This window comes from Paraburkholderia agricolaris (genome assembly GCF_009455635.1).
Taxonomy (GTDB): Bacteria; Pseudomonadota; Gammaproteobacteria; order Burkholderiales; family Burkholderiaceae; genus Paraburkholderia; species Paraburkholderia agricolaris.
The window spans coordinates 2,712,555-2,725,368 of the sequence record NZ_QPER01000002.1; the positions used below are offsets into that span (position 1 = coordinate 2,712,555).

Genomic DNA, 12,814 nt, shown 5'->3' on the forward strand with positions numbered 1-12,814 from the left:
GGTTGCGGCCGCGACGAGGCAACCCGCGCGCAAGGAACGCGTAACGGGTGAACCGAAGTCAACTCCATTGGAGCGACACGATGAGAATGTTCCTGCGAAAGGGGCGCTACGCAGCCGGGGCGACAGTTATCGCACTTGCCGCGTTCGCTGCATTGATTCTTCCATCCATCAACGCGCCCGCGCAGACTCAGGCGCCGGCCAAACCGGCGCCCACGAGCGCACCACCACCGGCCGCCAAAACATCGGCGAAACCCAACATTCTCGTGATTTTCGGCGACGACGTCGGGCAAGGGAATATTAGTGCGTACACGCGTGGGGTCGTCGGCTACAGAACGCCCAATATCGATCGCATTGCTAATGAAGGAATGATCTTCACGGACTACTACGCCGAAAATAGCTGTACGGCGGGGCGCTCTTCGTTCATTACCGGCCAGACGCCGTTGCGCACGGGGCTGTCCAAGGTCGGCGCGCCAGGTGCACCGGTCGGTTTGCAGAAAGGCGATATCACGATTGCGCAAGCGCTCAAATCGCTCGGCTACGCGACCGGCCAGTTCGGCAAGAACCACCTGGGCGACAAGAACGAGTACCTGCCCACCAACCACGGCTTCGACGAATTCTATGGCAACCTGTATCACCTGAATGCCGAAGAAGAACCCGAACGTCCGTACTGGCCAAAGGATAAGAACGATCCGTACGTCAAGAATTTCTCGCCGCGCGGGGTCATTCACAGCACGTCCGACGGCAAGGTTCAGGACACCGGCCCGCTCACCGCCAAACGGATGGAAACCATCGACGACGAAACCGGCGCTCATGCGGAAGAATTCATCCGCAAGCAGGCGAAGACCGGCACGCCCTTCTTCGTCTGGATGAACTACACCCGTATGCACGTCTTCACGCACGTGCGGCCTGAATTCAGAGGCAAGAGCGGCATGCCCGGCAATGAATACGCCGACGGCATGTGGGAGCACGATCAGGACGTCGGCAAACTGCTCAAGCTGCTGGACGATCTGAATATTTCCAAAAACACCATCGTCGTGTACACGACCGACAACGGGCCGAATCAATTTTCGTGGCCTGACGCGGCGACCACACCGTTCCGCAGCGAGAAGGACTCCAACTGGGAGGGCGCATTCCGGGTCCCGGCGATGGTGCGATGGCCGGGCCATATCAAGCCGGGCGAAACGTCCAACCAGATGTTCTCGGGGCTCGACTGGTTCCCCACCCTGCTCGCTGCTGCCGGCGACGGCGGCGTGAAGGACCGGCTCCTGAAGGGATGGGCACCCAAGTCGGGCGGCGCGAACTTCAAGGTTCACCTCGACGGCTACAACCAGTTGCCCTTCCTGACTGGGCAGACCACCAAGGACCCGCGTACCGAGTTCTACTATTTCGACGACGACGGACAACTGGTCGCGATGCGCTGGGATCAGGACGGCAATGCGTGGAAGGCGGTCTTCTGCGAGCAGCGCGCGAAGGGCAACCTGAACATCTGGCAGGACCCGTTCGTCTGTCTGCGTCTGCCGAAGATCTTCAACCTGCGTATGGATCCTTATGAGCGCGCGGATATCACGTCGGATCAGTACAACGACTGGCTCACGAAGAACGCCTATCTGACCGGCATCGCCACCATGAAAGCGTCGACGTTCCTGCAGAGCTTCGTCGACTATCCGCCAAGCCAGCGGCCCGCGAGCTTCAGCGTGGACGGCGTGCGCCGACAGGTCGACAAGAAGATCGACGAGTCCTTCAGGAAGCGCGGACTCGAGTAAGACGTAGTGTGATGTCGTGCAGTTGCGTCCGCCGGCTTCGGCCGGCGGACGCAAGCGCTTCAAGCCACGTCAAACCGGTCCGGAATCAGTTCACCCTCTCCCGACGCACATCGCCCCATGACTCAAACGCTGGCCAACCGTGCCAAAAGCTCACGCCGTGAGCGCCGTGCACATGAACGCGCGCAGCGTCGCGACGACACACACCTGCAGGAGACCGGCAACCACGCCGCCAATCAGCGTTTGCAGATTGCGTGGCCGTTGCTGCTGCTGTTCGCCTCCGGTGCAGCGTCGCTGATTTACCAGGTTTTATGGATCAAGCAACTCGCGCTGGTGGTCGGCGTTGAGGTGCAAGCCGTCACCACCGGCGTCAGTGCTTTTTTTGCGGGTCTTGCATTAGGCGGCTGGGTCTTCGGCAGGTTGGCGGACCGGCTTCTTCGACCGTTGCGTCTGTACGCGCTGCTCGAAGCGGGCGTGCTGGTGCTGGCCGTCGCCAGCACGTGGCTGCTGCCGCACGCCGCCGCACCGTTTGCGTTGCTGCAGGATCGGATCGGACCGCTGGCGTGGGCCATCCCCTTCGTCCTGGTCGGCTTGCCCGCCATCCTGATGGGCGGCACGCTGCCCGTGCTGATGCGCGCGCTGTGCCCCGCCGCGGCCAATATAGGCCGCGCCGGCGCCCGTCTTTATGCAGCCAATACGGCCGGCGCGATTGCCGGCACGCTGGCCGCGAGTTTTGTCCTGATCCCCTGGCTCGGCGTGCTGGGCAGTGCCTGCGCCGCGGCCACGCTGAATGCCGGTGCGGCACTCGTTGCCGCATTGCTCGGGCGCACCCAGCAGGCTTTGGTGCCGGCAGCCGGGTCGTCCGCACCGGCCATCGCTTCAGGGCAGTCTTTCGGGGATGTCACGCATGGCGCGTCCTCACCGGCTCCCGTGCTCGCGTCGAAGGGCCGCCTTGCGCTCGCGCTCTACGCGATCGCCGGCGGCGTCGCGCTCGGTTACGAGGTCGTATGGTCGCAAGTGATCGTGCAGTTCATCAGCACGCGCAGTTTCGCCTTCGCCGTGGTGCTGGCCACCTATCTGCTGGGCCTCGCGCTCGGCAGCGCACTGGCGTCGCGTCATGCCGATCGGACGCGCGATCCGTGGGGCGCGTTCGCGGTGCTGATCGTATCGGCCGGACTGGTCGCGCTGCTGGAAATCGCCGTGCTGGGCAACGCATTGCTGCACTGGCAAAGTCTCGTGCGCAATGCGGTATCCGGTGCCACCGGCAGTCTGTTGACGGCCATGTGCGCGGGCTTCGCCGTAGCAGCCCTATGCATCGTTTTTCTCCCTACTCTGCTACTGGGCGCGGCCTTCCCCTTCGCGTTGCGTCTCAACGTGGACAACCGTCACACGGGGCGCGACGTCGGCGCCGTCGTGGCGCTCAATACCGCCGGGGGGATCGCCGGTACCCTGCTGAGCGGTTTCGTGCTCGTCCCGAAGCTGGGCCTCATTCACACGCTCGCGGCGCTTGCCATCCTCGCGGCCGCCGTCAGTCTCGCCGCCGTGCTGCGCGGCCCGGACGTGCGGCCGTTCGCTCGCTGGAGCGTACCGGTCCTTGCCGTGCTCGCGCTCGTCACCATGATCGTGACGCCATCCGACCGGCTCGCCACCCTGCTCGCCGACTCACGCGGCGGCAATCTGAGCTTCTACGAAGAGAGCGCGGGAGGCACGGTGGCCGTCGTCGAACAACATGCCGGCCAGCGGCAATTCCGGCGGCTCTATATTCAGGGTGTCTCCAACTCCGGCGACACCCTGAGTTCGCTCCGATACATGCGCCTGCAAGCGCTACTGCCTTTGATCATCCATCGCGAGACCCCGCGTACGGCGTTGGTTATCGGACTCGGCACCGGTATCACCGGCGGTGCGCTGCTCACCTGGCCTGGGCTGGAACACCGCACGGTCGCTGAACTATTGCCAGCCGTTGTGCGCGCCGCGCCGCAGTTCAAGGGCAATTACGCGATGAGCACCGATCCGCGCATGGATATCCGCATGCGTGATGGACGGCGCGAACTGCTGCGCAATGCCGAACACTACGACCTGATCACGCTCGAGCCGCCGCCGCCCTCGGCCGCGGGTATCGTCAATCTGTACTCCACGGACTTCTACCGCCTGGCGGCGTCGCGCTTGCAGCAAGGCGGCATCGTCGCGCAATGGCTGCCGTTGCCGACCCAGAATGAAGAGGACACGCGCTCGCTGATCCAGAGTTTCATCCAGGTGTTTCCGCACGCCGCGTTGTGGACCACGGAGCTGCACGAGATGATGCTGGTCGGCTCAATGCAGCCGCTCGAACTGGACGTGCCGCGAATCGAAGCGCGCTTCGCGCAACCGCAGGTCGCGGCGGCACTGCGAGAAGTAGGCATTGCATCGCCGGCGGCGCTGCTGGCCACCTGGATCACCGACCGCGCCGGCCTCGCGTACTACGCCGCGGACGCCCAAGCGGTGACCGACGACCAGCCGCGCATCGAATACGCCACGTGGGTTCGCGAGGACGCCTTCCCTACGACGCTGACCCACCTGCTGGCACTTCGAACGGCCCCGCCATTGCAAGGTGCCGACGATGCATTGCGCGCCGCCATGGAAAACTCGCGCAATGCATTGCAGAGTTTCTATTCGGCCGGACTGGATGCCTACAAAGGCGACCGGCACGCCTGGGCGCAGGACATCGGCGATGCCGTGCGCGCGGACCCGGACAACGCTTACTACCGGTGGCTCATCGGCGACGCTAACTAGGTGCCGCGTAAGCGTACGTGAGCCGGGCTCGACAGACGCGCCGTCTTTTCGACTGCTGCCGATCGCACTTGAATTTAAGAACGATCAGTCTTAATATAGTTTCACCATGAGACGCCCCTCCTCTTCTACCCGCCCCTCCACGCCGCTGTCCGAACGTGGACGGCCGCGCGAATTCGATCTTGACGAAGTCACCGGAATTGCCGGCAAAGTCTTCTGGGAACAGGGCTACCATGCCACGTCGATTGAATCCTTATGTCAGTCCACGGGTCTTTTCCGTGCCAGCCTCTACAGCACGTTTGGCGACAAGCACGGGCTTCTTGTCGCTGCCTTCGACCGTTACGCGGAAGGCGCCATTGCTCGCCTGAAAGAACGGCTAGCCGTCGATCTGCCGCCGCGGGAAGCACTTCGCGAGGCTTTGCTGCATTACACCGAGGTCGCCAGCAAACTGTCGGGACGCCACGGATGCCTCATCACGAACGCCGCCATCGAGATGCTGCCGGCCGACGAGGCTTTGCGCCCGCACATCGAAACCACATTGAGACGTATCGCCTCCCATCTTGTGGCCGCCGTGGTCCGGGGCCAGCAGGCGGGGGAATTCAGCGCGGAGCTCGACGAGCAGTCTGTCGGCAACTTCCTGCTCTGCATGGTTCAGGGCTTGCGGGTACTAGGCAAAGTGAATGTCAGTAAGAGCGAACTGGTGTCGATCGTCGACATGACGATGCGAGCGCTGGTCTAAAAAATTTTGCTTATTTCTGGAACGATCGTTCATGAATAAATCCATCGAATTTTTGGCCACGCCGGTGCCGGCCGCTGCTGCCCAACCGGTTAGCCAGGCTGCGCAGTCGAACCATGGCGGCTACTGGAAGGGCGTCGCGTTTTGCGTATTGGCGACCGTCTTGATGGGCATCATGTTTCCCGTGATGACGAGCGCCCTCGTGCATGTCGACCCGTTCACGTTCACGTCGCTCAGATACCTGATCGCCGGTGCAGCGTTCCTTGCCCTGCTATTGGCGAGAGAAGGCACGAACGCGCTGAAGGCGAATGGGGAATCGCTGGCATTGGCGTGGCTGCTCGGATCGGTCGGCTTTTGCGGATTCGGATCCTTCGTCTTTCTGGGGCAGCAACTGGCGGGGCGCGAAGGCGCGCTGACTGCCTCGATCATGATGGCGACGCAGCCGATGATGGGCCTGCTCGTCAACGCGATCGTGCGCAAACGCCGGCCGCCACTCTATTCTTTTCTATTTATCCTGATGTCGTTCGCCGGCGTCTCGCTTGTGGTGACCAAAGGGAATATCGCAGCCGTTCTGCGTGAACCGCAGCATTATTCGGCGAATGCGTTAATCGTTCTCGGCGCGCTGTGCTGGGTGATATACACCTTTAGCGCATCTCACTTCAAAAACTGGTCCGCACTCAAATACACGACCATCACCACCTGGCTCGGACTCACCACGATTATTGGACTGAACGTGTTGCTGTTTGCGCTTCACGTTGTGCCGGTGCCATCGGCAGGCGCGTTGCACGCAATCGTCCCGCACCTTCTCTATATGGGTCCAATCGCCGGCTTTCTCGCCATCCTGTTCTGGAACATGGGTAACAGGATTCTCACCCCGCTCAACGGCGTTCTGTTCATGGACGTATTACCGGTGACGACTTTCGTCGTGTCTTCGCTGACCGGTGTGGTCCCGGGACATTGGCAAATCGCCGGCGCATGCATGACCGGCGCCGCGCTGATTTTCAACAATCTCTACTTGCGACGCCAGGCTCGGCGGCCTGTGCCGCAAAATTAGCGCGCCAAACACGTTCCACCCAAAGTCGGAAGGCTGGCCTTTGCCATCTTGACGCCCTGGTGCCTTGACACCTGCCTGATGCAGCCGGCCAACCCGGGAGGCCGCAGACGGACCACCGTGGGCCACGGCATGCCAACGCGCGCCGTGGCCGCGAACCGCCTTATTGCTTCGTCAGTTGACCGTAGCCGACCAGCGTGTTGTCAGTCGCCTTGAACAGATAGACGATGCTCCGTTTGTACAACGTCGTGCTGCCGGAAACGGGCAGGAACGTGATCGCCGAGCTGCCGGTGTAGGTCGTGCCCGGGCGCAACGAGCAGCCGGCCGTCGTGCCCGTCAGGCTCATCGTATACAGGTTCTTGCTGGAGCCCGGCGTGGTCAGCGCCAGCGTGCCGGCAACACCGCAACCTTGAATCGTGCCGGTGAAGCCGCCGGCATTGTCGACCGTGATCGTAGTCTGACCTTGTGCCCACGTGCCCGCGACGCTCGACTGGGTGACCGCGAGCGCATTCGCCGGGTCGTAGTTCAACGCGAGATTCACGACCTTGCTATTGGCCGTATAGCTGCCCGTGAAGGTCTGGTTCGCGGCGAATGTGCCGCTTCCGAGGCTAGCCGCGTAGCTAAGGCTGCTGAACGTCTCGAAGCCGCTGTTCAACGTCCAGTTCGGTGCTGTCGTGGAGATCGTTCCGAAGAAGGTCCCCATGACGAAAGAGAACACGCCGCTGATATAAGAAAGATTGCCGGCCGGGTCCAGGAAAGCCGTCATGCTGGACGCGCCCGATTGTGTCCAGATGCCTTCGGAACCGTTGCCGGTAGCGGCCGTCGAACCGGCCTGCGGAGCGCTCAGACTCGGCAGTGCCTCACCGGTCAAGACCGGCGCCGGCGTCGAAGCCGGTGTGGCGGCCGGCGTCGATGCCGGAACGGCGGCCGGCGTATTGGCCGATTGCGCGGTCGGCGTGCTGCTATCGCCGCCGCCTCCGCCGCCGCACGCGGCAAGCATCAATGACCCCAGCATTGAAACGAGTAGAAGTGATTTTGATTTTGATTTCATTTTCATTTTATTAGTTCAGAGTGCGGATTCTCAATGCCGCAAAATGATTGGTTGGATCTCGATTTACCCTGCGCAAAATCGCGCAATCTTGTATACGGCAGCGAAAGAAAAGTCTTTAACAATTATTGAAGAACGGCTTTCCGATAACGCAGACTTGACGGAAAGCATTTTTTTCGATTCACGCTGTCACTGAGACGATGCGTATTATTCGCAACGCATAGCGCGCGCCCGCTTCAAATACGGATATATGCATGAATATCAATGATCTGGAACCGGCAAATGACTGGCAATAGCCGCTGCACCAAACCGGCACGCGGGAAAGAGTCGAAACGAAACGGGCGCACTGGTAAAGTGCCGTGATCCCGTTGCTCCGCTAACGCATTCACACTCTTCGCGACGCCGCAATGCCGTTCAAGCCAAAACCTGGAGGCGTCCGCGCCTCGCTCGCGCACCGCGCGCCGATTCTTCCGGCCGTCGCGACCGTCCTTACCCTGAGCCTGTCTTTGCAGGGATGCGCGCTGCGTGGCGCGCCGTCGTATGAAATCTTCGGCGCCTATTTCCCGCTCTGGCTAGTGAGCGCGGTAGCCGGATTCGTCGGTGCCGTCATCGCCCATCGGATCTTCGTCTCCACGGGGTGGGCGCAGATCGTCCCGTATCAGCTCTCTGTGTGCCTGGCAATCGGTCTGACGGTCGCCGTGCTCTTCTGGCTTTCGGGAACAGGACAGCTCTTATGAAAATCGCCGGCTTGCGCAAAGTCTCCGTCAAAGGCCGCGTGATCGCGGCCGTGATCGTCGTGCTCGGCATCGCGGCGGCCTGGTACGGCTATGACCGGACCACCCGCTTCCCCTCCACCGACGACGCCACGATCGACGCCGACGTCGTCCGCGTCGCATCGCCCGTTGGCGGCAGGATCATCCGGCTGCCGGTGCAGGAGAACCAGCGGGTCGCCAAGGGCGACGTGCTCTTCGAGCTCGATCCCGTGCCTTACCGGCTGGCGGTCGCGCAAGCCCAGGCCGATCTCGAAGTGGCTCGCGCGGCGCTCGATACGCGGCGCAGGTCGCTGGTCGGCGAGCGCGCCAATGCGGCCATTGCCGGCGACCAGACCGGCAAAGCGGCACACAACTACGAACTGGCCTCGCGCACCGTGCAACGGCTCACGCCGCTGGTGGCGAAGGGCTACGTGCCGGTCCAGCAACTGGATCAGGCGCAGGTCGCGCAACACGATGCGGCGCTATCGCTCAAACAGGCGCAGGAGCAGAAGCAGGCCACCGCGCAGACGATCGGCGACGAGGCCGGCGCCGTCGCCACCGTGCATGCGCGCGAAGCCGCGCTCGCACTCGCGCAGCGCGGCCTGGAAGACACCGTCGTGCGTGCGCCGCAGAATGGCTTCGTTACCGGGCTATCGGTGCTGGCGGGCGAGACCGTCGCACCGCATCAATCGATTTTCACGCTGGTCCACGCGGACGAATGGTTCGCTGTCGCCAACTTCCGCGAAGGCGCGCTCGCGCGAATCCAGCCGGGCGATTGCGCAACCGTGTACTCCATGATCGACCGCAGCCAGGCGATTCGCGGCGAGGTGGTCGGCATCAGCGCTGGCGTGGCTGATTCCGACCGGATCAACCTGCCGCGCACCTTGCCGATTGTCCAGCAATCGGTGAACTGGGTGCGGGTCGCCCAGCGCTTTCCCGTGCGGGTGCGGCTCGACGAACCGGCCGCCCGGCTGGTGCGGATCGGTGCGAGTGCGATAGTCGAGGTCCGGCATGGCGCAGCCTGCCGGTGACATCGCCCGACCGGGCCCCGCCGATATCCTGAAGCTGCTCGCGCCCTATCCCGGGCGCGCGGCAATGGCAACCCGCATCGCGTTGATCTGCGCGTTGACGGCGTTTGTAACGAGCGCATACGGCACGCCTGAAGCCGCGATCTCCGCCTACGTGGTGTTCTTTCTGAACCGGCCCGACCGGGTCTTGAGCGTGGTGCTGGGTTCGGCCCTGCTCGTGCTGGTCTCGTTGATCATCGCGGTCGTCATGGTAGTGGCCATGTTTGCGCTCGACGATCCCATGTGGCGGGTCGCATGCATCGCAATACTATCGTTCGGGCTCCTGTTCGTGACCTCGGCGAGCAAGCTGCGGCCGGTGGGCGCGATCATCGCGATGATCGTCGGCTTTGCACTGGACGAACTCGGCAGCGTTCCGTTCGGCGAAGTGGCGACGCGCGCCCTGCTCTACGCGTGGCTGATGGTTGCGATTCCGATCGGTGTATCGATCGGCGTCAACCTGTTGATCGCGCCGTCGCCGCGCAAGCTCGCCGGCCGCGCGCTGGCGAAGCGTCTGCGGCTCACGGCGCAGAGCCTCGTCGAACCCGAAGCGACGGCCAACGCGCTGAGCGCATGCCTGCGCGAAGGCGATGCGGAGATCGGCACGTGGCTCAAACTTTCGGTCGTCGACGGCTCATCGGTACGTGCCGATGTTGCGCCGCTGCGGCAAGCCGTGTCGTCGACCCTGGCGCTCCTCGTCGCAGCGGATCTCGCGGCGCGCGAACCGTCGGCGCGGCTGCCGGCATCGTTCGCCACGCCGATCGCCGCAACGCTGGAAAACATGGCCCGGATGCTCGAGGCGGGCGGCTATCCGGTCGACATTGAACTCAGCCTGCCTGGCACGGCCGACCTGACGCCGCTTGCGAGGATCGTCGTCGAAGATCTGCAGGATGCGATCACCCGCTTCGCGGTGGTCGAAGCACACACCGATGCAATAAGTAAAGACAAAGCCGAAACCGCAGTCGAAGCCGAAGCACAACCCCAAGCTCAACGCGAAGCCAGCACCACACAGCCTCCCGCTGGCAAGCGCGGCGGGTTCTTCCTCCCGGATGCATTCAGCAATCCCGATCACGTCCGCTACGCGCTGAAAACCACCGTGGCGGCCATGTTCTGCTATCTGCTCTATTCGCAGATCAACTGGCCCGGCATCCACACCTGCTTCATCACGGTCTATATGGTGTCGCTCGGCACCACCGCCGAGACCGTCGAGAAGATGACGCTGCGGATCGCCGGTTGCCTCGTGGGCGCCGTGCTCGGTATCGCGGCCATCGTATTCGTGACACCGGTGCTGACGTCCGTCGCCGGCTTGATGACGCTCGTGCTGATCGGCGCATGGCTGTCGGCGTGGATCGCTTTCGGTTCGCCACGGATTGCGTATGCCGGCTTCCAGATCGCCCTGGTGTTCTTCATGTGCGTGTTGCAGGGCGCAGCGCCGGGCTACGATCTGACGCTCGCGCGAGATCGCACGATCGGGATTCTGATCGGCAATGTGGTCGTCTATCTGATTTTCACGCGCGTGTGGCCGGTCACCGTGGCCGCGCGTGTCGACTCCGGGCTCGCCACGCTGCGCCAGCAGTGGGCGCGGCTCGCCGCGCTGCCCGACGCCGTCACGCGCCGCGCCCAGGCCGCAAGCGTCATGGCTCAGTGCGGCGCGCTTGAACAGGACCTCGCGCTGATGCATTACGAGCCATCGTGGGTCCGCCCCGACGCGCAGTGGATCGCTGAACGCCGCGCCGCGCTGGCCAGGCTCGATGCACTGGAAGGGCCGATGTTCCTGCTCGCCGAGCGTCGACCGGGCGATGCCATGGTTGAGCACTGGCTCAAGCGGGTCGTGGATGAGCCGGAACACGACGCGGCCTTGCCCATCGCCTCCAGTGCGGCCTTGCCCGAAACAACAGCCGATGACGACACACGTATCGCTTTGCATCATCTCGGCGATGCACGCCTCACTCAACTCGAACACGCTGCGTTGAACGACGCAGCGAAGGGACTCGCCACTCATGCGCCGGCTTAACCCTTCATTCGCACTGGCGATCCTGGCCGCCGCGGGTTTGACCGGATGCGCCACGTCGTCGCTGGACATGGCGCCTGATAGCCCCGACCGTCCGTGGCAACCGCAGACGGATGCGGCCGGCGCCATCGTGCCTGGGCCAAAGGCGCCTGCCGGGTCGGCTGCCGGGTCGGCTGCTTCAGCTGGCCCGGTTGCACCAGCCGCCGCATCGGCCAGCTCCCCTCGCGGCTACGAACTCCCGGCGAATCCGGCCCTCGCCGCCGTACCGCCGCCACCGGCACTGGAGCAGGCACATGCCTACGACCTGCCCGAACTGATCGATCTCGCTGAATCGGCAAACCCGCTGACCCGCATCGCGTGGAACGACGCGCGCAATGTCGCGCTCGCAGCCGGCATCGCGAAGAGCGCGTACCTTCCGCAACTTTCGGTCGCGGCGATGGGCCAATACGCCGGGCTCCATAATTCGACCAGCTCCGTGCTCGGCGATTCGTCGTCAAGCGCAACCGGGCACGGCATGACTTCAGTGGTTGCGCTGCAATGGCTGCTGTTCGATTTCGGCGGCCGCGCCGCCCGCGTCGAGGCCGCTTCGCAGGCATCGGTGATGGCGAACATCGCCTTCACCGCAGTTCACCAGCAGATCATTTTCGACGTCAGCGTCGCGTTCTACACGTACCAGGCCGCGCGCGCCCGCATCGCCACCACGCAGCAAGGCCTCGGCAATGCCGAAGCGATCCTGGCCGCGGCACAGTCGCGCTACAAGCACGGCATCGGCACGGTCATCGAGGTGGCGCAGGCCAACCAGAATCGCGCACAGGCCAGGCTCGCGCTCGTCCAGGCCCAGGGCGCCGAAAGCAACAGCTATCTCGCACTGATTGCCGCGATGGGGATTTCCCCGCTCTCCAAGCCCAAGATCGCGGAGATGCCGGCGCACACGCTCCCGGCCATGACGAACGATTCGATCGACCAGATCGTGTCGACCGCCATCGCGAGACGCCCGGACGTGTTGAGCGCCTATGCGGCCGAACGGGTCAATCTCGCGAAAGTGAAAGCAGCCGAATCGGACTTCATGCCGAAGGTATTCCTCTCGGCGAACGGTGCGTACAACACCGGTAGTTCGTCGATTTCGGCGGTTCCCGCTATCGGCCAGCAACTGCCGACGGTGAACCTGAGCGGCGGCCGCTACGGCGGCAGCGTGATCGTCGGCGTGGCGATTCCGCTGTACGACGGCGGCTTGCGGTCGGCGGTGCTCGCGCAGGCGCGCAACGATGCCGACAGCGCGTCGACCCGTCTTACCCGAAGCCGTGAAGAAGCCGTCAGGCAAATCGTCGCCGCGCAGAATACGCTGCAGACGAGCCTTGCCGCGCAGGCCGCGGCAAAAGAACTGCTCGCCGCAGCGCAGACGACTTACAACGCCGCGTTCGACGCTTATCGGCAAGGAGTCGGTTCGATCACTGACGCGCTGCTCGCACAGAATCAATTACTCGCAGCGAAGAACGCGGACGCGGATAGTTACAGCAGTGCATTGGCGGCTGCGGCGGCGCTCGCGCTGGCGACCGGATCGATCGAGTCGATTCCGATGCGCGACAGCTGGTGAGTCGTGGTCGGCGGGAATCGCGATCCACGGCA

General features: G+C 63.6%; 10 protein-coding genes. 9 read left to right on the top strand and 1 reads right to left on the bottom strand.

Annotated elements, in window-relative coordinates; genetic code table 11:
- Nucleotides 1–80: 80 nt before the first annotated feature.
- The 4 genes from GH665_RS33420 (at nt 81) to GH665_RS33435 (ending at nt 6,316) form a co-directional block, all read left to right on the top strand.
- Nucleotides 81–1,763 carry an arylsulfatase gene (locus GH665_RS33420; protein WP_153141371.1) on the top strand — a complete coding sequence of 561 codons (1,683 nt, stop codon included), beginning with the start codon at nt 81–83 and terminating at the stop codon, nt 1,761–1,763.
- 117 nt (nt 1,764–1,880) lie between these two features.
- Nucleotides 1,881–4,529 (top strand): fused MFS/spermidine synthase, encoded by a 2,649-nt coding sequence (locus GH665_RS33425; protein WP_153141372.1) that lies wholly within the window; start codon nt 1,881–1,883, stop codon nt 4,527–4,529.
- 106 nt (nt 4,530–4,635) lie between these two features.
- Nucleotides 4,636–5,265 (top strand): TetR/AcrR family transcriptional regulator, encoded by a 630-nt coding sequence (locus tag GH665_RS33430; RefSeq protein ID WP_153141373.1) that lies wholly within the window; start codon nt 4,636–4,638, stop codon nt 5,263–5,265.
- 31 nt (nt 5,266–5,296) lie between these two features.
- Nucleotides 5,297–6,316, top strand: a complete 1,020-nt coding sequence (locus GH665_RS33435) for a DMT family transporter (RefSeq protein ID WP_153141374.1) — start codon at nt 5,297–5,299, stop codon at nt 6,314–6,316.
- A 160-nt stretch (nt 6,317–6,476) separates the two neighbouring features.
- Here the strand turns inward: GH665_RS33435 and GH665_RS33440 are convergent, their stop codons facing one another.
- Nucleotides 6,477–7,079: a hypothetical protein gene (locus tag GH665_RS33440; protein ID WP_246216448.1), complete on the bottom strand. Its 603-nt coding sequence runs from the start codon at nt 7,077–7,079 to the stop codon at nt 6,477–6,479.
- Between GH665_RS33440 and GH665_RS39300 the strand changes: the two genes are divergently transcribed.
- The 5 genes from GH665_RS39300 (at nt 7,078) to GH665_RS33460 (ending at nt 12,782) form a co-directional block, all read left to right on the top strand.
- A complete protein-coding gene (locus tag GH665_RS39300) occupies nt 7,078–7,557 on the top strand; it encodes a hypothetical protein (protein WP_246216449.1) in 480 nt (159 codons plus the stop codon). The genes GH665_RS33440 and GH665_RS39300 overlap by 2 nt on opposite strands.
- 211 nt (nt 7,558–7,768) lie before the next feature.
- A complete protein-coding gene (locus tag GH665_RS33445) occupies nt 7,769–8,098 on the top strand; it encodes a hypothetical protein (RefSeq protein WP_153141376.1) in 330 nt (109 codons plus the stop codon).
- Nucleotides 8,095–9,144 carry a multidrug transporter subunit MdtN gene (gene mdtN, locus GH665_RS33450; RefSeq protein ID WP_153141377.1) on the top strand — a complete coding sequence of 350 codons (1,050 nt, stop codon included), beginning with the start codon at nt 8,095–8,097 and terminating at the stop codon, nt 9,142–9,144. Before GH665_RS33445 ends, mdtN begins: the two co-directional genes overlap by 4 nt.
- Nucleotides 9,125–11,191, top strand: coding sequence for an FUSC family protein (locus GH665_RS33455; RefSeq protein ID WP_153141378.1), 2,067 nt, complete (start codon nt 9,125–9,127; stop codon nt 11,189–11,191). The genes mdtN and GH665_RS33455 overlap by 20 nt, the downstream gene beginning before the upstream one ends.
- Nucleotides 11,178–12,782: a TolC family protein gene (locus GH665_RS33460; protein ID WP_153141379.1), complete on the top strand. Its 1,605-nt coding sequence runs from the start codon at nt 11,178–11,180 to the stop codon at nt 12,780–12,782. The genes GH665_RS33455 and GH665_RS33460 overlap by 14 nt, the downstream gene beginning before the upstream one ends.
- Nucleotides 12,783–12,814: the final 32 nt, after the last annotated feature.